At 70.9% G+C, this 20519-nt stretch carries 15 protein-coding genes and 1 pseudogene; 9 read left to right on the plus strand and 7 right to left on the minus strand.

Annotated elements, in window-relative coordinates; all coding sequences use genetic code 11:
• Positions 1-379 (minus strand): transposase (locus tag AB0I54_RS38640; protein WP_363300983.1); only part of this gene is annotated, 379 nt, incomplete at its 3' end.
• A gap of 152 nt (positions 380-531) precedes the next feature.
• Between AB0I54_RS38640 and AB0I54_RS38645 the strand changes: the two genes are divergently transcribed.
• Genes AB0I54_RS38645 through AB0I54_RS38655 form a run of 3 tightly spaced genes read left to right on the plus strand, consistent with a single transcriptional unit; the run spans position 532 to position 5333 of the window.
• On the plus strand, positions 532-1809 hold the full coding sequence (locus tag AB0I54_RS38645; RefSeq protein ID WP_363300984.1) for an MFS transporter: 1278 nt from the start codon (positions 532-534) through the stop codon (positions 1807-1809).
• A 7-nt stretch (positions 1810-1816) separates the two neighbouring features.
• Entirely contained in the window at positions 1817-5017 is a 3201-nt protein-coding gene (locus AB0I54_RS38650) for an amidohydrolase family protein (protein ID WP_363300985.1), read from the plus strand.
• Positions 5018-5024: 7 nt separating this feature from the next.
• Positions 5025-5333, plus strand: a complete 309-nt coding sequence (locus AB0I54_RS38655; protein WP_363300986.1) for a chorismate mutase — start codon at positions 5025-5027, stop codon at positions 5331-5333.
• A gap of 436 nt (positions 5334-5769) precedes the next feature.
• On the opposite strand, the gene AB0I54_RS38660 is transcribed toward AB0I54_RS38655, so the two are convergent.
• Complete coding sequence (locus AB0I54_RS38660; protein WP_363300987.1) at positions 5770-6501, minus strand: hypothetical protein; 732 nt, start codon at positions 6499-6501, stop codon at positions 5770-5772.
• A 590-nt stretch (positions 6502-7091) separates the two neighbouring features.
• Here AB0I54_RS38660 and AB0I54_RS38665 point away from each other — a divergent pair.
• The gene (locus AB0I54_RS38665; protein WP_363300988.1) at positions 7092-7532 is read left to right on the plus strand and encodes a hypothetical protein; all 441 of its coding nucleotides are present in this window, start codon (positions 7092-7094) and stop codon (positions 7530-7532) included.
• Positions 7533-7708: 176 nt separating this feature from the next.
• Here the strand turns inward: AB0I54_RS38665 and AB0I54_RS38670 are convergent, their stop codons facing one another.
• The 4 genes from AB0I54_RS38670 to AB0I54_RS38685 form a co-directional block, all read right to left on the minus strand.
• Positions 7709-8080: a hypothetical protein gene (locus AB0I54_RS38670; RefSeq protein WP_363300990.1), complete on the minus strand. Its 372-nt coding sequence runs from the start codon at positions 8078-8080 to the stop codon at positions 7709-7711.
• A 379-nt stretch (positions 8081-8459) separates the two neighbouring features.
• On the minus strand, positions 8460-9416 hold the full coding sequence (locus tag AB0I54_RS38675) for a hypothetical protein (protein ID WP_363300991.1): 957 nt from the start codon (positions 9414-9416) through the stop codon (positions 8460-8462).
• Positions 9413-10066: a cytochrome b N-terminal domain-containing protein gene (locus tag AB0I54_RS38680; protein WP_363300992.1), complete on the minus strand. Its 654-nt coding sequence runs from the start codon at positions 10064-10066 to the stop codon at positions 9413-9415. Before AB0I54_RS38680 ends, AB0I54_RS38675 begins: the two co-directional genes overlap by 4 nt.
• Positions 10063-10251, minus strand: a complete 189-nt coding sequence (locus AB0I54_RS38685; RefSeq protein WP_363300993.1) for a hypothetical protein — start codon at positions 10249-10251, stop codon at positions 10063-10065. Before AB0I54_RS38685 ends, AB0I54_RS38680 begins: the two co-directional genes overlap by 4 nt.
• 281 nt (positions 10252-10532) lie before the next feature.
• Between AB0I54_RS38685 and AB0I54_RS38690 the strand changes: the two are divergent.
• Positions 10533-10955, plus strand: a pseudogene (locus tag AB0I54_RS38690) (TerD family protein); the annotation flags it as partial.
• A 451-nt stretch (positions 10956-11406) separates the two neighbouring features.
• On the opposite strand, the gene AB0I54_RS38695 reads toward AB0I54_RS38690, so the two are convergent.
• Positions 11407-12465: a helix-turn-helix domain-containing protein gene (locus tag AB0I54_RS38695; RefSeq protein ID WP_363300994.1), complete on the minus strand. Its 1059-nt coding sequence runs from the start codon at positions 12463-12465 to the stop codon at positions 11407-11409.
• 238 nt (positions 12466-12703) lie between these two features.
• On the opposite strand from AB0I54_RS38695, the gene AB0I54_RS38700 reads away from it, so the two are divergent.
• The 4 genes from AB0I54_RS38700 (at position 12704) to AB0I54_RS38715 (ending at position 20400) form a co-directional block, all read left to right on the plus strand.
• Positions 12704-13108, plus strand: a complete 405-nt coding sequence (locus AB0I54_RS38700; RefSeq protein ID WP_363300995.1) for a hypothetical protein — start codon at positions 12704-12706, stop codon at positions 13106-13108.
• Between the two features lie 73 nt (positions 13109-13181).
• Positions 13182-15248: a flotillin family protein gene (locus AB0I54_RS38705; RefSeq protein WP_363300996.1), complete on the plus strand. Its 2067-nt coding sequence runs from the start codon at positions 13182-13184 to the stop codon at positions 15246-15248.
• Between the two features lie 74 nt (positions 15249-15322).
• On the plus strand, positions 15323-20200 hold the full coding sequence (locus AB0I54_RS38710; protein WP_363300997.1) for a DNA repair ATPase: 4878 nt from the start codon (positions 15323-15325) through the stop codon (positions 20198-20200).
• On the plus strand, positions 20200-20400 hold the full coding sequence (locus tag AB0I54_RS38715) for a hypothetical protein (RefSeq protein WP_363300998.1): 201 nt from the start codon (positions 20200-20202) through the stop codon (positions 20398-20400). The genes AB0I54_RS38710 and AB0I54_RS38715 overlap by 1 nt, the downstream gene beginning before the upstream one ends.
• The last annotated feature ends 119 nt before the right edge of the window (positions 20401-20519 follow it).

Genomic DNA, 20519 nt, shown 5'->3' on the forward strand with positions numbered 1-20519 from the left:
CCGCCGTGTCACGGGACACGGTTACGGTCGTCGGCTCCGCGCCGTCGGGCAGTGGACGCGACCAGCGGATGTCCAGCGGCGCCGACATCTTGGCCCGCTTGGCGAAGAAGTTGCCAAACGCGGTCTGGAGGTGACGCAGGGCTTGCTGAAGCGGGACCGACGACACCTCGGTGACGAAGGCGAGTTCCCCGGTCTTCTTCCACTCGGTCAGTGCGGCGGAAGACTGGACGTAGGAGATTCGGCGCTGCTCGCCATACCAGGCACGGGTGCGCTCTTCAAGCGCCCGGTTGTAGACGAGGCGGACGCAGCCGAACGTGCGCGACAGCTCCGCCGCCTGCTCGTCCGTGGGGTAGAAGCGGTACTTGAAAGCCCGCTTCACCGTCTGCGTTGTGTCTCACATTCTATCAGTTCCCTTGTGAGCACCGTCCGTTGTGAGAATGGCGGAACGATCTCCGCCGCTGCGCGACTCCGCTCCGAGGATGCGTTCCCTCCCAGCCCTGAAGGACAGGGTTTCCACGCCAGGAGATTCCGATGAGCGTGGAGGACAGGGCACGCACCACCGGCGCCGAAGCGGCCGGCATAGCGCTGACCTGGCGCGAGGCGCCGCTGCCGGTGAAAGTGGTGATTGCCGGGATCATGGTGAACCGGCTCGGCGGCTTCCTCCAGGTCTTCCTCGTGCTCTTCATGGTCGCGCGCGGATTCCCCGAGGTGCAGGCCGGATTCGCGCTCGCCGCGCACGGCGCGGGCGCGGTTGCCGGCATTCTCCTGGGCGGCTGGCTCATCGGCCGTATCGGCGTCCGTCTGTCCATCGTGTTCTCGATGGCGCTCGCCGCCGCGCTCACCGTCGCGCTGCTGTACGCGTCCTCTTACCCGGCGATGATGCTGCTGGCGGGCGGGGCCGGGGCGGCGAGTCAGGTCTACCGGCCCGCGTCGGCGGAACTCGTCAGCAGGCTCACCGGTGAGCAGCGCCGCGTCATGGTCTTCGCGATGTACCGGCTCGCCACCAATGTCGGCACCACCGCGGCCCCGCTCATCGGCGCCGCGCTCGTCGCGCACTCGTACACGCTGCTCTTCTGGGGGGAGGCGGCCGCAGCCCTCGCGGTCGCTGTCCTGGCCCACCGGTTGCTGCCCGCCGACCGCCCTGCGGCCTCGCCCCGGGCGTCCGACGGCTCACCCGAGAGCCCGCTGCCGCCTCGCCCCCCGGACGGGGGCACCGGATACCGCACGGTGCTGCGCGACCGCTCCTTCGTCCTGTTCCTGGCCGCCATCCTCGGCTTTTCCGCCGTCTACACCCAGTACCTGTCGACACTGCCCCTCGCTGTGCGCGCCCACGGCTTCGACACCTTCGTGTACGGCAGCCTCGTCGCCGCCAACGGCGCCATCGTCATCCTGTGCGAGCTGGCCGTGACCCGGTGGGTGCAGCGCTGGTCCGCCCGGCTCGCCGCCGTCGCCGGCATCCTGTCGGTCGGCGCCGGACTCACCGCCTACGTACTCCCGTTGGGCGTCGCCGGGCTCGTCGCCGCCACCGTCGTGTGGTCCCTGGGCGAAATCATCGGCTCCCCGACCATGACCGCCTATCCCGCGCTGGCCGCCGCCCCCGAGAACCGCAGCCGGTATCTCGGCGCCGCGCAGGCGACCTTCGGCATCGGCTCCGCCGCGGGCCCCGCCGCGGGCGTCGCCGCCTGGGCCCTGATGGGTGACACCGTCTGGCTGCTGTGCGGCACCGTCGCCGCGTGCGCCGCCCTCGCCGCGTACTACGGGATGCCCGCACGCAACGGGCAACCGGCCCTTCCCGACCAGGAGAAGTGAGACCTCCATGCCCCCGGCCGTGCCCCGCAGACACTTCCTGAAGGCGACCTCGGGAGCAGCCCTGACCGGCGCGCTGCCCAGCGACGGCCTCGCGGCACCTGCCGGCGCGGCCCCCCACCGGCCGGAACCGGCCGCCGCAGCCTCCGACGAACCGGTGCGCCTGCGGTTCACCGACACCACCAACGGCGCCGCCACCGCCACCGCGGGAGGCGACCGGGTCGTCGCCGAGGTGCAGGGCGTGCTGTGGTCGGTGCCCGGCGACGGCTCGGCCGCAACCGCCCTCACCCCGCCCGACCTGGAGCCGAACCGGCCGGTGTTCTCGCCGGACGGACGGCAGCTCGCTATGAGCGCCTACCGCGACGGCGCCTTCCACCTCTGGCTGATGCACGCGGACGGCTCGCAGCTGCGCCGCCTCACCGACGGCCCCTTCGACGACCGCGCCCCCGCCTGGGCGCCCGACGGACGGACCCTCGCCTTCTGCTCCGAACGCGGAGGCGACCCGGTCCACGGCAGTCCGTACCGCATCTGGACGGTCTCCGTCCACGACGGCGCACTGCGCCAGGTCACCGGCCTCCCGGCACAGGATGGGCCGGTCCAGGACGGACCCTGGGAGGACTTCGACCCCGTCTGGTCCGCCGACGGCTCCCGGCTGTTGTTCGTCCGCGCCGCATACCGTGCCCCCACGCTCACCGCACGGACGATCGTCTCCGTCGTCCCTGACGGCACCGGGGCGCGCACCGAGCACACCGCAACCGAGGGAAACCTGCTGACGCCCGCCGTCTCGCCGGCCGGGCGCCTCGCCTGGCTGCGGAGCATCCCCGGGCCGCCCAAGACCGAGGCCATCGCGCTGTTCGTGGACGGCCGGCAGGTGGCCCTCGACGACGAGCTGGCGCCCGCGCCGCCACGCTGGATCGACGACGAGCAGCTGCTGGTCACCGTGGGCGGCCGGTTCCGGGTGATCCGCCCGCACCACGACGGCACGGGCCGCGAACTGGCCTTCCACGCCGCACTGGAGATCGCCCGGCCCAGCTACACGGTCAAGACGTACGCGCTGGAGGCCGAGCGGACCCGCCCCGTGCACGGCATCCACCTGCCCAGTCCGTCCCCCGACGGCCGCAGCGTGGCCTTCGCCGCGCTGAACGCCCTGTGGGTGGTCGACATCGCGGGCGGCACCCCCCGCAAGGTACGGCAGAGCGCGCCCACCGAGTACGTCCAGGGCCCGGTGTGGACGCCGGACGGCCGGGCCCTCGTCTACACCGACGACCGGGAGGGGCTGAACACCGTACGCCGCCGGGACCTGACCGACGGCACCGAGAGCGTGCTCGCACCCGGCGGGCGGGTCCACGCGATGCTCTCGCCCGACGGCACCCGTCTCGCCTGCCTGGACATGGCCGGCAACCTCCTCGTGCGCGACCTGGCCACCGGAGAGGAGCGCACGCTCGCGGCCCCGCTCGGCGGCGGCGGACTGCCCGGGCGGCCCAGCTGGTCACCGGACGGCCGCTACCTCGCCCTGTGCGACCGCAACCGCCTCAACTTCCGCTTCCGCGAAGGCCACAACCTCATCCGCGTGGTCGACACCAGCACCGGCGAGGACGTCCGCCATGCCCTCGCCCCCCACGCCTCCCTCTCCGACCGCTATGCCTCCGGCCCCGTCTGGTCTCCCGATGGGCGGGCCATGGCCTGTGTCAGCGAGTCCGCGCTGTGGCTGCTGCCCGTCACCCCCGACGGCACCCCGGACGGCGAGGCCCGCCGCCTCACCGACGAGCCCGCCGACCATCCCGCCTGGTGCGGCGACTCCCGCACCCTGCTCTACCAGTCCGGCGGCCGGCTGCGGTTGCTGAGCCTGGCCGACGACGGCACACCGGCCGGACCCGCGCGCACCGTGCCCGTCACCCTGCACTACCGCCGCCCCACCCCCGTCGACACGATCGTGCAAGCCGGCCTGCTCTGGGACGGCACCGGCTCCGCAGCCCGCGCGGACGTGGACATCCTCATCCGGGACGGCCGCATCACCGCGATCGAACCGCACCGGCCCGGCCGCGCGGCCGCCCGCACGGTGGACGCCTCCGCCGCCACCGTGCTGCCCGGCCTGTGGGATGCGCACGTCCACCCCTGGCAGTACACCTACGGCGCCCGGCAGGGCGCCCTCCAGCTCGCCTACGGCATCACCACCACCGTGTCCCTGGGCGGCTTCGCCTACGAACAGGCCCGGCTGCGCGAGGACATCGCGGCCGACCGGCTCTACGCACCCCGCCTGCTCGCCACCGGCGAACTGCTCGACGGCTCCCGCGTCGGCTACAGCATGGGCCGCGCCCACCGCACCGACGAGGGCTTCACCCGCTCGCTGGCCCGCGCCCGGGACCTGGAATGGGACTTCGTCAAGACCTACGTCCGAGCCCCCTTCCGGCACATGGCACAGGCCGCCCGCCACGCCCACGACCAGCTCGGCGTACTCACCGGCACCCACCTGTGCGCCGCCGGAATCCACGCCGGACAGGACCTCACCACCCACCTGCTGTCCACCGACCGCGCCGAGTACGGCCACGGCGCGAGCGCCGAGGGCTACACCCACCAGGACACCCTCGAGCTCTACAACCGCGGCCGCTTCCACCTGATCGCGACCCCGTTCACCGCCATGCCGCTGATCGGCGCCCACCCGGACGTCGCCGAGGACGACCGGGTGACCCGGATGATGCCGCCCTGGGACGTGGACCTCGTCCGGCGGATCGCGGATGACCCCCCGACCGGCCCCGAACTGGCCGTCCTGGAACGGGAGATCGACGCCTACCGCCGGGTCGTACGCGGCGGCGGACAGTTGCTCCTCGGCACCGACGCCCCGCTCTCCCCGGTGGGCCTCCAGCTCCATCTGGCGCTGCGCGCACTGCACCGCTATGGTCTGACGCCCGCCGAGGCCCTGACCACGGTGACCCGAACCCCGGCCCGGGTCTTCGGAGTGGACCGTGACCTCGGCACGGTCGAGCCGGGCAAGCTGGCCGACTTGACCCTCGTCGACGGCGATCCGTTCCAGGACTTCGACTCCCTGATCCGCACCAGGGGTGTCGTCCGCGGCGGCGTCCTGCACGAACGGTCGGGCCTTCAGGCGGCGTTCAGCCGGCCGACAGCACGGAGGGCACCGCACGGAGGCTGGAGCGCGGTCACCGAACAGATGGTCAGGGACGGCTGCTGCGAGGATCACCGCATGGAATGATGACGGCATGCCGACCCCCACTCCTCAGTCACTCGCCGAGATCCGTGACCTCATCGACACGCTCGACGGAGAGCTGGTCGACCTGCTCGCCCAGCGCCAGAACCTGGTGAGGGCCGCGGCGGCCCTGAAGACGGACGAACAGGCCGTGCGGGCCCCGGACCGCGCCGAGCGGGTCATCGCCGCCGCCCGGGTACGGGCCGAATCCGCCGGCCTGGCGCCCGAGGTGGCCGAGGCCGTGTGGCGGGCCATGGTCGGCGCGTTCATCGAGCTCGAACTGACCGAGCACCGCCGGACCACGGTGCCCGACCATGCCTGAGCGGCGCCGGTGACCTGTTTCGAGCCCGACCGAATCATTCCAGGTCGTCCCATGACCACGCAGGAGCAGGGTAGCCATCGGGTTCGCGTCCGAGCCGGAACTGCTCTGGGTTACCGATGAGCCCGATGAATCGATCGAAGTGCCCCGCGGCAGGAAGCCGTGCGGCAAGGGCATCGGCCTGCTCCTGTGCCCCCCTTCCGCAGCGTCTCCAGCAGCCGGGCTAACGCGTACGAATCGTCGAGGGGGGCTTGGGCGACGGCCCGCGCGGCCAGCGCGTCCACCTGCCCCCGCGCCCCGACCTCCCGCAGCGCGTTCAGCAGCGAGGCCACTACGTACGGTTCGTCGAGCGGGGCGTGGGCGGCGGGGTCGTGGGCCAGCAGGGCATCCACCTGCTCCTGCGCCCCCACCTTCCGCAGCGTCTCCAGCAGCGAGGCCACTACGTACGGGTCGTCGAGGGGGCGTGGGCGGCGGCCCGTGTGGCCAGCGCATCCGCCTGCTCCTGCGCCCCCACCTTCCGCAGCGCCCTGAACAGCAAGGCCATCGCGTCCGGCTCGTCGCCGGCGACGTGGGCGGCAGGGCTGCGGGCCTGCAGGGTTCTCGCCTGGTCCTGCGCCCTCACCCACCGCAACTGGTTCGGCGCCCAGGCCGCCACAAACGGGCTGTCGAGGGGGGCGTGGGCGCTGGCCCGTGCGGCCTGGTTGGAGCACTCGGCCATCTCATCTGCGTGGCCTCGCTGCCCTCGGTCAGCCTGGGCGTCATCCCCCTCGGTACTCCGCGTGACGCGGGCTGGCCGGTGGAGTCGTTCACGATCCACGACGACGCCCAGGTCAACGTGGAACTCGCTTCCGCGCACCTCACCCGCGTCGGTGCCGTTGATCGCCTGGTCCGCGTCACCGAAGGCGTCATAGGCCCCGCCGAGCCGTTCGTACTGCAGGTGCGCCAGCAGCCAGGCCGTACGGGCCCCGGCACGGTCCCCGCGGTCGATCGCGTCGTGCAGTCGGCCCGTCAGCCGTGCCACTTCGCCCAAGCCGTGGCCGACCCACTTCCGGTAGTCGAGCGCGGGAGGGATCAGGTCGTGCTCCATGACCGGGGCTGCGGCCGGCCCGCTACGGCCCTTGTCGATACGGACCGTGGGCCCGGTGACGGCGTCGGCGTCGTGGGCACACACTTGAAGGCGTACGAGCCTTTGCCCAGGCGGACGGTCAGCTCGCGTGTCGTACCCGGACCGACGCCCTCCGCCTCGTCGTACACCAAGCGGCTCTTCGGATCCTCGAGGAACACCTCGGCGGTTCCGTCGGACGTGTTGTGCAGCTCGAAGACCTGCACACCGGTCGACGGCGTGTCCCAGCCGTGTCCGCAGGAGCCGGGCGACACCTCGATGGTCGTGCGCGAAAGCCCGTCCGTGCCGGGTGCGATCCGTGTGTCAGGGTCAGGGTTCCGAGCACGGTGAGTAAGACAACGGGACTGACGACCGCATACAGGGAACGCGACCGCCGTCCGGGCCCCGGCAGGAGCACTCCGGGCCTTCCTCGCGTCGTACCGTTCGTGATCGCCTCATGCTAGGCACCGGCACGCACTCGAACGATCGCCCAAGAAAGTCCATGGACCAAGAGTTCCCTCCCGGTTCACCGATGATCTTACGAATCCATGGCCAAGGCTTTATTCGGGTACCGAAATACTGCACCTACGCTGGCATGCGCCTCCCACGCGCACCGGCACGGCGGACATGCGTGCCCTCGGAACACCGCAAGGACGATCATGAACAACAGGCGCAGGCAGCAAGTGCTCCAGTCGGTGACCCCTCTGCTCGCCGAGGGCGAGCGGGTCGAACTCACCTCCCTGGCAAAGGTCGGGTCCGTCTCCGTGAAGCGGCGGGTGATGACCACCGCGCTGGTCGGCGTCCTCACCGCAGGCGCGGTCATTGCCACGGTGCAGCCGCGTCCCATGTACTGGGCGCTCACCGACCGGCGGCTGCTGTTCTTCGACGCCAAGACTGCCACCGGCCGACCTGGCAAGCTGCTGATGGCCCTGCCCCGCGAGCTGACGGCCGCCGCCCCGGTGAGCAAGGCGCTGCTCGGCCTGGGCGTGCAGACGGTACTCACCCTCGAGGGGCAGGAGCAGGGACTGAAGCTCACCTTCCCGCCCGCCTATAAGACTGCCGGCCGGGACCTCGCCGCGCGCATGGCGGTCGCGGCCTGAGCCCACCGGTCGCGCTCGGCCACCCACACCGCGGGCGCGGGCCGCGGGCGCACGATTGAGGCACGTGCTGCCTTCGAATCCGACGGGACAACAAATGACCGCCGGGTCGTCGGCCCGGCGCTTCGTCAGCCACGCCACCACACCGGAACACGCTGACTTCTGTGGGCGGGGCACGTTCACAGCGTGGTGGTGAACTTCCCGTCGGCCGGCTTGCGCAGCCAGGCCCGCTCGGCCGGCCGGTTCAGCTTCGAACGCAGCGTCTCCGAGCGGGCTGGCTCGGTGGACATCCCCAGCTCGGCGCAGACCTGCTTGATCATGACCGGTGTATCCGCCCGCCGCGCCACGTCCATGATCCGCTGATGGTCCGCGGGCCGGACCGCCTCGTCCATGCCGCGCTCGCGCTGCGGCACCAGCAGTACCGTACGGCCCGCGACCTGCCCGGCAGGCTGTGCCGGCACCGCTTCTCGTTCCGTTTCGGCGTGCAGGTGTTCGGCCAGCCGACGCGCGACCCGCTCGGCGACGGCGAACTCCTCCAGTTCGTTGCGCACCTCTTGAAGCTGCTGGCTCAACTTCTCTGCCTGCGACTCCAGTTCGGCCCCGCGAGCTGTGATCAGCTCACGAAGGCCCGGTTCCGCAATCCCTGGCCAAACTGACGCACCTCCCGCCTGGATCGTACGGACAGGCACCTCGCTCACGCCGCAGAAACCGTGGATCCGTCATCGCCGGAACGGCAGATGATCTTGAGCTCCGGCAACCGCCCAGGACCAGCACGAGAGCACGATCAGCGACCCAGACCAGCCCTGTGTCCGTCAACTTCAACTTGGCGACGGGCTCACCCGGTCTTGGGGTAATGACCAGGCACTGGATGACTTGGCCTTCGTTGCGGTGGCGCAACCACCCGCAGCGAGGGTACGTGGGAGAGCGGGATCACTCCTGCCGGTCCCGTTCCACAGCTTGTTCGCGGTAGTAGGTGCGCCAGATCAGCCGGTGCACTCGCGTCCAGCGCGGAACGGATCGCACTCCGGGGGTGAAAGGCACGAGCATCAGGCTCAGGCTGAGCAGGGCCATCAGGCCCCAGATCAGGGCGTCGGCGTTGCCGGAAGACTTGAAGGGGGCGATCTGGTACCAGAAGGTGTAGAGCCACAGCCACGCCTGGCCCGGGTAGTTCCCGGTTTCGTTCATCATCCCCCACTGGTCGCCGCCGAGATGCTCGGCACGGGCAAGGGACTCGAGGTAGGAACCGTCGGAGAGGAAGAGCAGCGGACGGGTGTAGTCGGTCTGGTAGAACGTGCCCTCCGCCTGGAGTTCGCCATCCAGTGCGCCGCTGCGGGCCAGACCGAGAAGGCGTGCGATGAGGACGCGGACCGGGCCGTAATCGTCCTTTGCGGGGGTGCCGCCGCCGGCCTTGGTCAGGGCGTCGGAGTAGGCCGAGGTCCATGCCTGGTGCCGGGCCGCCGGAGCGCCGGCCCAGGTGGCGAGGGCCGCGCTGACGGCGGGTGGTTCCGGGGCGTCGCGCAGTGGACGCAGCACGAAGTCGTTTGCCGTGTCCACCGGGATGCGGACCCCTGCGGCGCTCTGCAGCCCGACCGGCCCGAGTTTCTGCGCCGCGCCCGGCGTGTGGTTGTACGGCGGCCCGTACTCGGCCGTGCCGCTGGTGCCGCCGAGCTCGGTCACGGCGGTCGCGGTGAAGTCGGCGCCGTCGGCCCGCGCCCAGGAGGCCAGGGTTACCGGCTTGACGTCGGGCGAGGAGAAGACGGCGGCCAGGCCCGCGGTGAGCAGCGCGACCACGACCAGTGCGATCGTGAACTCCTTGACCAGGTCGTAGGACCTGGTGGGGAAGGCAGCCGGGGCCGGCACGGCGGACTCACGGTGGCGTCGTTTCATCGCGCTGCCTCCCGCGTGGTTGCGTCCGCGGGACCGGTGGTGGCGTCGATCGGCGGCACGATCCCGCGCAGCCGGACCAGCAGGATGTGCCAGATCGTCAGCAAGGCCAGGGCGCAGGGCAGCAGGACGATGTGCCACATCAGCATCTGGCCGAAGTCCAGCACGTTGAAGAACGCGCCGATGCCGACCGCGTTGAGCCCGTCCTTGGCCTGCCCGGCGATCCACTGGGAGTCGAAGTTCTGCTGGACCAGGTAGCCGGTGAAGGCCGTGCCGATCGAGGCGAAGAAGCACACCGCACCGGTGACCCAGGTCAGGGCCCGCCGACCGCGCCAGGCGGCCATGAAGAATTTGCCCCACAGGTGGATGACCATGAAGAACATGAACAGCTCGACGCTCCACAGGTGCAGGCCGTTCACGTACTTGCCGGTTCCCGAGACATGCCACCATGCGGGCCCCTTCAGGGCCAGCACCCCGCCGGTGACCAGGACGACGATCAGCGCGGCCACGGTGAGCACACCGAAGACGTAGATCCATGAGGCCATGTACGCGGGCTGGGTGTCCGGCAGCAGCTTGTCCGGGGGCAGTGCCCGCACCGCCCGCCGCCGGACCGCCCCGGTCCAGCCTCCGCCGGCTCGGCCTGCCTCGCTCATCCTCGGCCTCGCCCTCGGGGGAAGGGCAGGAGCACGGCCGCCACGAAGACGACCAGCATCACCCCGATGACCACGAGGTTGGCGACAGACAGCTGCACCACTCCCCAGTGCACGTAGTGCCCCGTCCCGCTGAGATCGATGGGCGCGGAAAGCACGCGCTCGACAGAGTGCGGATGTCCTGTCATGAGCCGACTCCTCTCGAAGTCCGAGAGCAAGTAGAGCGCCTTGCAAGACACTCGGCCTGCTGACCCGGCCGGGCCATGGGCCGAACGGCTCAGTCGCGCGTTGTGCATCGGCCCACGGAGGTCCACCTGGCACGGATCGAGCTCCACCATGCAGCGCCACCAGGCAGCAAGCATGCTGCCGACGCGCCAACAGGTCACTGTGAGGCAGCACGATGTCGGTGCCGCAAGGAAGACCGCTAAGGAGGCGTCAAAGCTCCGTCGGGAACACATACTTGACCGTGGCGGACGATTCTCACGGGCGGCCGGCGTATGTCGTGCACTACGACAGCCGATCGCCGGACGGCACCATCAACATGAGCCGGCACAGCCAGACCGGCATGGGCTTCGGGTTCGTCGAGGTGATGGTGCTGGAGTTCGAGCGGCTGGCGTCCGTCTACGGGCGGGTGGTGGTCGGGGTGGCCATCCACCAGGGGACGGCGGCCCCCGCACCTTCGGTGACATATCCAACGCGGGGGTGGTCGTCATCGAGGGATACCAGCAACTGCTGGCGGACGACTTCGGCCGGGTCGCCGACGCCACGTCCGCGACGGTCGCCGAGTTCACCAGGAACACGTCCGGGGCGTTGGGAACTGCACGAGATGATCCGGGGCTTCGACAGTGACCCCGTGCTCCTCACCACGGAGATGGGCCGCATCGCGCAGTGAGCACGGCTGGTGCCACTTCCGGTCGCTCGGCGCATTCCGTACGTGTCGACGCGCGACGGGATGGCCGCGAGGCGGCCGAGCCCGGCCAGTGTGAAGGCGTTCGAGCCGAAGAAGCGGATCTCCCACGAGGCACTGGGCGTGATCCCGAAGTAGAACAGTCCCTGCACCAGGCAGGACACGCCGGTGAATGGGGCGCCGAGTCCGTGGACCCAGGGATGCGTGACGCGGCTGCGTGCCCAGGGGAAGGTCCACCCCGTACGCGTGCACAGGGCTCCGTGGACGACGAGCGCCAGGCCCGGCGTCATACCGACTCCCACGAACCACTTCATCGCCACTCCTCGGCTCGATTACGCGGGGCCGATGGCCGCAGGCCCTGGCCCGGTCGGACCATGCCGGGCCTCGGCAGTGTTCGGTGGCGCCGCACTGCCTCCCCGCCTCGCAGGCGCTGCCGTCAGAGCTCCTTGGCGGGCCAGTCCAGCAGCCGGGCGCCGATGACGGCGGTCTGGAGCATGTAGCGGTGGGCGGGGTCGGCGGGGTTGGCGTCGGTGAGCTGGTAGATGCGTTCCAGGCGGTATGTCATGGCCCTCACGCTCAGGGAGAGGCGGCGGGCGGCTTCGACTGCGACGCAGCCGGAGTCGAAATAGGCGATGAGGGTGTCGAGGAGGGGTTGGGCGCCGCCTCGGGCAGTGGTGAGCGGGCCGAGCGTGTTCACCACGAGGTCGGCCATGGCTTGGCGGTCGCGCGTGAGGACGGGATAGACGAGCAGGTCATTGGCGCGCAGGACCGGGTCGTCGAGGCCGAGGCGTTCAGCTATCTCCAGAGCGCTCAGGGCTTCTTCGTACGACTGGACGACTCCGCTGGGTCCGGGCTGCGGGCGGCCGATGACAACCCGGCCGCCGTCGGTGGCGGCGTGCGCCTGTTTGGCGAAGTAGGGCAGGACCTCGTCCTCGTGCCCGGGGGCGATGCACAGCAGCCGGCCGTCCTTGGTGGTGAGCAGGACGCTGCGGTTGCCGAAGCGGGCCAGCAGCGCCTGCTCCACTTGCCGGGCAACCGCGCTGCCCTCGTCGTAGGCTGCCGGGCCTTGCGCGACGGCGACCGCGTGGGCGTGAGACAGGCGCAGACCGAAGCGTTCGGCACGTTCAGCGAGGTGGCCCAGGTCGCTACGGCCGTAGAGGAGGTCGTCGATGAACTCCCGGCGGGCGGCCTCCTCCTGGCGCACGGCGAGACGCTGGGCGCGTTCGTAGCCCTCGGCGAAGGCGTCGACGACCTGCTGCACGGCGGCGAGCGTGCTGTCGGCCGATCCCGGTGTGTCCGGCCAGGCGGCGCGGGCTGCGGCGAGGTGGGCTCCTACCAGGGCGCGCAGGCCGTGGCCGGCGTCCGCGGCCCGTTCGCCCAGAACGCGCCGGGACTCGATCTCCTCGCGGGTGAGGCGACGGCCGGTGGCCGAGACCTCGGCCAGGATCCGGGCATAACCGTCCAGATACTGCTCGGGTATCTCCCGCTCCGTCACGCCGTCCCCCGGAATCTTGATGTGTCGGTGATGGTTTCTTAGCGGTTCACCGGCATGCAGACCCTAATGAACACTGCCGGGGACCGGCAATGCGCGGGTGCACGCCGGCCGGGCATCATGCCGTGCGGGGAGCACTGCGGAGGGTTCCGGTGCCGGACACCGGCAGGTGCCCGGGCCGGGGCCCGAGTGGAGGCGGTGCGCCGTCCATATGCGCTGTGTACGGGGAGGGGGTCGGAAGATGCGGACGCTCGTGGAGGCCGCCACCGGCTTTCCCCTGATCCTCTTCACTGCCGCCCTCGTCGTGGTCGTGTTCTTCTGGCTGCTGGTCGCGTTCGGCGTCATGCGCTCCGGCAGTTTCGACGAGGACCTCGACCTGGACGCATGGGGGATGGACGGGGTGCCGGTGGCGGTCGCGCTGTCCCTGTTGACGGTGTTCGCCTGGTTTCTCGGCGTCGGTGCGACAGCGCTGCTCGCGGCGCTCGTGCCGGCGGGAGTCGTGAGCGGGGTTCTGCGCCCGGTCGCATCGGTGGCCGCGCTGTTCGTCGCCTGGCGGCTGTCCTGTCTGTTCGTCCGGCGGCTGCACCGCCTCTTCCCCGACGAACCCGGGTCCGCCCGCCGCACGACTCGCGATCGCACCGGCTGAGCCGCGGCTCACCTCCGTCAGGGCCCTGCACTGCTTCCTACTTCAACTGCCTTACGCATCAAGGACGTATGCCATGAATGTCGTCGGTGTGCTCGCCGCTGTCTGCCTGCTTCTCGTTGTCACAGCACTGTTGGGCCTCTCGCGGCTGTTCCGCAAGGTGGAGCAGGGCAAGGCGCTGATCGTCTCGAAGATGCGGAAGGTCGATGTGACCTTCACCGGGCAGGTCGTCCTGCCGGTGCTGCACAAGGCCGAGGTGATGGACATCTCGGTGAAGACCATTGAGATCACCCGGGCAGGGCGGGACGGCCTGATCTGCCGGGACAACATCCGCGCCGACATCCGGATCTCGTTCTTCGTGAAGGTCAACAAGACCGTGCAGGACGTCATCAAGGTCGCCCAGGCGGTCGGCACCGCACGGGCGAGCGACCAGAAGACGTTGCAGGACCTGTTCCACGCGAAGTTCTCCGAGGCACTGAAGACGGTCGGCAAGCAGCTGGACTTCACCGACCTCTACACCAAGCGCGAGGAACTGCGCTACAAGATCATCGAGTTGATCGGCGTCGACCTCAACGGCTACCACCTGGAGGACGCGGCGATCGACTACCTGGAGCAGACGCCGCTGTCACAGCTGGACCCGGCCAACGTCCTTGACGCGCAAGGCATCCGCAAGATCACCGAGCTCACGGCCGTGGAACACGTGCGTACCAACGAGGCCCAGCGCACCGAGGAGAAGGAGATCACCCGGCAGAACGTCGACGCCCGCGAGACGATCCTGGAGCTGGAGCGCAGGCAGGCGGACGCCGAGATCAAGCAGCGCCGGGAGATCGAGACCTCCCGGGCTCGCGAGGAGGCCGAGACCGCGCGGGTGGTGGAGGAGGAGCGGCTGCGGGCGCAGAGCGCCTTCCTGCGCACGGAGGAGCAGCTCGGCGTGCAGCGCGAGAACCAGGCCCGTGAGGTCGCTGTCGCGCAGAAGAACCGCGAGCGGGTCATCGCCGTCGAGAACGAGCGCATCGAGAAGGACCGCCTGCTGGAGGTCATCGGACGCGAGCGCGAGACGCAGCTGACGAAGATCGCCGCTGAGAAGGAGGTCGAGGCGGAGAAGCGGGACATCGCCGAGGTCATCCGCGAGCGCGTGGCTGTGGACCGTACGGTCGCCGAGCAGGAGGAGTCCATCAAGAAGCTGCGTGCCCTGGAGCAGGCGGAACGCGACCGCCAGGCCGTGATCATCGCCGCCGAGGCGGAGGCCCAGGAGAAGCTCGTCAAGGACATCAAGGCCGCGGAGGCCGCCGAGCAGGCCGCCACGCACCGCGCGGCCGAGGAACTCACCCTGGCCGAGGCGCGGTTGAAGACGGCCGACCTCGATGCACGGGCCAAGCTGCGGCTGGCCGAGGGCGTCCAGGCGGAGGCTGCCGCCGAAGGTCTGGCCACAGTCCAGGTCCGCGACAAGGAGGCCGAGGTCATCGAGAAGGCCGGCCGTGCCGAGGCGGCCGCCACCGAAGCCCGGATGCGGGCGGAGGCGGAAGGCACCCAGGCACAGCTGCGGGCCGAGGCCGAGGGTGCCCGGGCCAAGGCGCTCGCCGAGGCCACGGCCATCGGCGAGAAGCTGAAGGCGGAGGCGGCCGGCCTGACCGAGAAGGCGGCGGCGATGGCTGCCCTGGACGAGGCGTCCCGCGGTCACGAGGAGTACCGGCTCCGGCTGCAGGCGGAGAAAGAGATCCGGCTGGCCGGCCTGGACGTGCAGCGGCAGGTCGCCGAGGCGCAGGCCACGGTGCTCGCGACCGGGCTGGAGAACGCCGACATCGACATCGTCGGCGGCGAGTCGGTCTTCTTCGACCGGCTGGTCGGAGCGATCGCGCTCGGAAAGGGTGTCGACGGCTTCGTCGAGCACTCCGGGACCGCGCAGGCCCTGGCGAAGCCGTGGCTGGACGGTACGTCGAGCTTCACCGACGACCTGAGCCGGATCCTCGGCTCGGTCTCGACGTCCGACGTACAGAACCTGACCGTGTCCGCGCTGCTCATGAAGCTGATGAAGTCCGGCGGCACCGACGCCGGCCAGGTGCAGCAGCTCCTCGACCGCGCGGGCGAGCTGGGCCTCGCGGACACCCCGCTCACCGCCCTGAACGGCAAGGCCAGGGTCTGATGATCCGCGGTGCCGGAGCTGCCGCACAGGGGACGGCAGCTCCGGGCCGCGACCTTTGAAGGGATGCACGATCCATGGCAACCGCCTTGGAGGCGACGTCGTACGACGCCCTCGACACCGGCACGTACGAGGTGCTGCGCGACCGGCTCACCGCCCAGGCCGCCGAGCTGGCCCGCGGAGCCGAACTCCTCAACGCCCGTCGCGTCGAGGAGTTCGGGGCCCCGCGGCTTGACCTCACGGGGACGGGCCCGCTGCGGACCGAGCACCCGTGCGTGCCCCGGGACGTGGTCTTGGTCGGGAACCGCCTGCTGTTCGGATGCAACGCCGGCCGGTCCGATCCGCAGGTGGCAGACGTCCTCGCGCTGTACGACCGCGACCTGGGCCGATTGCCCGAGAACGCCGTGCCGGGTCTGCTCGACGACCCCTCCTTCGTACGGGAGTTCACGGCTCTGCATCGCTACTACCGTCAGGCCCGCCTCCTCCGGCTGCGCCGCGTCGACGGCAGGCTACTGGCCGTCTTCCAGACCGGCGACACGACCGACGACATCCGGGTACTGCGCTGGACAGTGACCGAGGACGGGCAGGCGACGTTCCTGGACGCGCGCGGCGAGCGCGACCACGTAACCCCGCCCTCCCACGACTTCACCTGGGCGGAGGCGACCCGCGAGGACCATGTCCTGGGCCGTCACCCGCGGGTCTCCGTTCGGGGCGAGGTGTTCGTCTCTACGGTGGGCGGCACGCTCACCGTTACCACGGAGCAGGACGCGGAACTCTACAGCGAGCCTGTGGACGAGCCGCTCCAGTCCCTCGCCGACGCGGACATCGCGCACGCACGCGTGGGCGCGCTGATCCTGCTGCGGATCCGCCCCTACAAGGAGGACTCCCACCGCTATCTGGTCTTCAGCACCCTCACCAGGACCGTGGTGCGCCTCGATGGCGTCGGCCAGGCGTGCCGCCGCCTGCCCGAGGACCAAGGGATCGTGTTCCCCGGCGGCTACTGCCTGGCCACGGGCACCCACAAGACCTACGAACTCGACACGGTCGGCCTGGAGTTCGCACACGAGGTGCGCTCGCCCTACGGCGAGGACATCCTCTACGCCTTCCACGCGGGTGCCGCGGGACGCAGCCTTCTGCTGTCGTACAACATGATCCGCAAGGAGGTCGCCGCGCCGCTGCCCTGCCAGAGCTGGGCTCTGTTCGACGACGGCACCCTGATGCTGCTGCGGGCCGACGGCGAGGAGACTGCCCGAGTACATCCGCTCCAGCTGTGGTCCTCCCCCTACGTGTCCGACACCCACGCCGCCCCCACCGGTACCGGCCCGCTGGGCCGCGTGGGCAACACCGACCTGGTTCGCGGTATCGCCGACTGCCTGTCCATCAGCCACGCTGTCGCCGAGACCACGCCGACGGTCGAGGTGTACGAGGCGCTGGTCGCCGCCTGCGTCGGGGCGGCCGACAGCCACCACTGGCTGGGCGAGGCCGAACTCGGCGACCTGCGTGCCCCACTGGACTCCGTACGGGCCACGGCCGAGCAGGTGCTCGCCGAGTTCCGGACCGTGCAGGCGCTGACCCGTCAGGCCGCGGACGCACTCGACGAGGCCGCGGACAGGCTGGCGGCGGTGGTACGCCGGCTGCGAGGTGAGGCCCCCCGCGGTGCCGCTGCCTGGGCGAGCGGCCTGAGCGAACTGCGGCACGCCCAGGGCCGTGTTCTGACCCTGAAGGAGATGCGGTACGCCGACGCCGACCGCATCGACGAACTTGCCGCCGAGGCAGAGGCGGACCTCGCCTCATGCGGGCAGCGGGCCGTGGCCTTCCTCGCCCGCGAGGACGCCTTCGCCGAGCACCACACCGACGTCGAGCAGCTGGCCGCGGACGCCGAGTCGATCGGCAGCGTGGCCGGGGCGGAGCCCGTCGCGGCCCGGCTCGACGACCTCGCGGACACGCTGCGCACGGTCACCGAGGTCGTCGCCGGCCTCGACATCGGCGACGCCACCGTCCGTACGTCCGTCCTGGAGCGCATCGCCGAGGTACTCGGCGGCGTCAACCGCGCCCGCGCCCTCCTCGACGCCCGCCGCCGCACCCTGCGTGACAGCGAGGGACGCGCCGAGTTCGCCGCCGAGTTCGCGCTGCTCGGCCAGGCCGTCACCGGCGCGCTGGCGGCGGCCGACAGCCCCGAGTCGTGTGACGAGCAACTCACGGGCTCGCTGGTTCGGTTGGAGAACCTGGAGTCCCGTTTCGCGGAGTTCGACGATTTCCTCGGCGAACTCGCCGACAAGCGCACCGAGGTCTACGAGGCGTTCTCCGCCCGCAAGCAGAGCCTCCTCGACGCCCGTGCCCGCCGCGCCGAGCAGCTCGCGGCCTCCGCCGCCCGCGTCCTGGAGACGATCGCCCGGCGCGCGGCCACGCTCGCGGACGCCGACGTGGTCTCCACCTACTTCGCCTCCGACCCCATGGTCGCAAAGGTCCGCCGCGCCGCCGACGAACTGCGCGAACTCGGCGACCCGGTCCGGGCGGAAGAACTCTACGGCCGCCTGAAGGCCGCGCGCCAGCAGGCGGCCCGTGCCCTGCGTGACCGCGCCGACCTGTACTCCGACGGCGGCCGCACCCTCCGATTGGGCACCCACCGTTTCGCCGTCACCACCCAGCCACTCGACCTCACCCTGGTCCCGCACGGAGCTGGCCTCTCCTTCGCCCTGACCGGCACCGATTACCGCTCCCCGGTCACCGACCCGGAGTTCGCCGCCACACGCCCCTACTGGGACCGCCACCTGCCGTCGGAGTCTCCCGAGGTCTACCGCGCCGAACACCTCGCCGCCCGCCTGCTGACCGAACACGGACCGGCCGCCCTCGCACTGACCGACGACCTGCCTGCCCTCGTCCGCAAGGCGGCGGAGGAGGCGTACGACGAGGGCTACGAGCGTGGCGTCCACGACCACGACGCCACACTGATCCTCACCGCGCTCCTCCCTCTGTACCAGCAGGCCGGACCGCTGCGCCACGAGCCCGCCGCCCGCGCCGCCGCGCAGCTGTTCTGGACGCACGGCACCACGGCCGAGGCGCGCGCGACGTGGACCCGGCGGGCGGTGTCCCTCGCCCGGGCCCGCGACACGTTCGGCCCGGCGCCCGCGATCGCCGACCTGGAGGAGGAGCTGGCCGGGGCGATCGGAGCATGGTCCGGGCAGGACACGCCGGCATCGGCGTCGTACCTCTTCGAGGAGCTGACAACCGGCACCGACGGCTTCGTCCTCAGCGTCGGCACACGTACGCTGCTCGACAAGTTCCGTCTCGCTGTGGGCAGTTCGGCGTACGACGAGGACATGGCCGCCCTTGACGACCTCGCCGACCGTCGCCAGCTGGCCGAGGCATGGCTGTCGGCGTACGTCTCCGCCACAGGCGCACAGGTCGCCGTCGGAGACCTGGCCGAGGCCGTGGCCGCCGAGTTGTGCCCGGACCTGTCGCGCTACGGGTCCGACACCTCACCGGTGACCACGGTCGCGGGACTGCTCGGCACGCATCCGCGCATCACCGGTTACGGCCTGACCCTGCGGATCGACGAGTTCCTCGCCCGGACCAGGCGGTTCGCCGAGCAGGACGTGCCCGCCTTCCGCGCCTACCAGCGCCGGCGCACCGCCCTGGTGGCCGCCGCACGCACCCGCCTCCGGCTGGACGACCACCGCCCGCGCTCCATGGCCACCTTCGTCCGAGGCAGGCTCATCGACGAGGTCTACCTGCCGCTCGTCGGCGACAGCCTCGCCCGGCAACTCGGTACCGCGGGCGAGACCAGGCGCACTGACACGGGCGGTCTCCTGCTGCTCGTCTCTCCGCCCGGCTATGGCAAGACGACACTGATGGAGTACGTCGCCGACCGCCTCGGCCTCATGCTGGTGAAGGTCAGCGGCCCGGCTCTCGGGCACACCGTCACCTCGCTCGACCCGGCCGAGGCACCGAACGCCACAGCGCGCCAGGAGCTCGAGAAGATCAACTTCGCACTGGCGGCAGGCAACAACACCCTCCTTTACCTCGACGACATCCAGCACACCTCGCCCGAGCTGCTGCAGAGGTTCATCCCGCTGTGCGACGCCACCCGGCGCGTGCACGGGGTGTGGGACGGCGAACCCCGCACATTCGACCTGCGTGGCAAGCGCTTCGCGGTCTGCATGGCGGGCAACCCCTACACCGAGTCCGGCGAGCGCTTCCGCGTGCCCGACATGCTCGCCAACCGCGCCGACGTCTGGAACCTCGGCGACGTCCTGACCGGCAAGGAGGACGCCTTCGCGTACAGCTTCCTGGAGAACGCGCTCACCTCGAACCCGGTGCTCGCCCCGCTCGCCGGGCGCGACCGCGCCGACCTCGACCTGTTCGTCCGGCTCGCCACCGCCGACCCCTCGGCCCGAGCGGACCAGCTCGCGTACCCCTATGCGCCCGCCGAGGTGGAACAGATCGTCGCCGTACTGCGCCACCTGCTCACCGCGCGTGAGACAGTTCTCGCGGTCAACGCCGCCTATATCGCGTCCGCCGCGCAGTCCGACGCCACGCGCATCGAGCCGCCGTTCCGGCTCCAGGGCTCGTATCGCACCATGAACAAGATCGCCCAGCGTGTGCGCCCGGTCATGAACGACGCCGAACTCGCCGCGGTCATCGACGACCACTTCGCCGCAGAGGCCCAGACCCTCACCAGCGGGGCCGAAGCCAGCCTGCTCAAACTCGCCGAACTGCGCGGCAGGCTCACGCCCGCACAGGCCGAGCGCTGGGCCGAGCTGAAGACCGCGTACGTCCGCACGCAGGCCCTCGGCGGCCCGGCAGAAGACCCCCTCACCCGGGCTGTCGCCGCTCTCGGTCTGCTCGCCGACCGCGTGGCCGCCGTGGAATCAGCCATCACCCGTGTGACGGACCCGCGCAACCTTCTCGCCAGCCCCAAGGCCCCACACGCGGCCGAGCCCAAGGAGCAGTGATGACGTCCTTCCTTGTCCCCCTCGCCACCGCCGCGCTGATCGTCGCGGTCTGCACGGCCGTGCTCGTCCGCCGGGACCGACGGCGGATGCCTGCGCACCCCGAGACCTTGCGCATCGAGTCCGCCGCCACCCGCAACATCCGATCCACACGACGCAGGGCCCATGCCTACCAGAACCGGTTCCTGCGTGAGCACGAGTGACGCCGGCACAGGGCTTTCGGCCTTCCTTCGCCTTGACTCGCTCCCGCCCAGGCCGGTCCTCGTTCGCCCAGTGCGCAAACGAGGACCACGCGCTCCGCGCGTCCGACCGCTCCCTCACC

It is taken from the genome of Streptomyces sp. NPDC050625, assembly GCF_040654755.1.
In the GTDB taxonomy this organism is placed as follows: Bacteria; Actinomycetota; Actinomycetes; order Streptomycetales; family Streptomycetaceae; genus Streptomyces.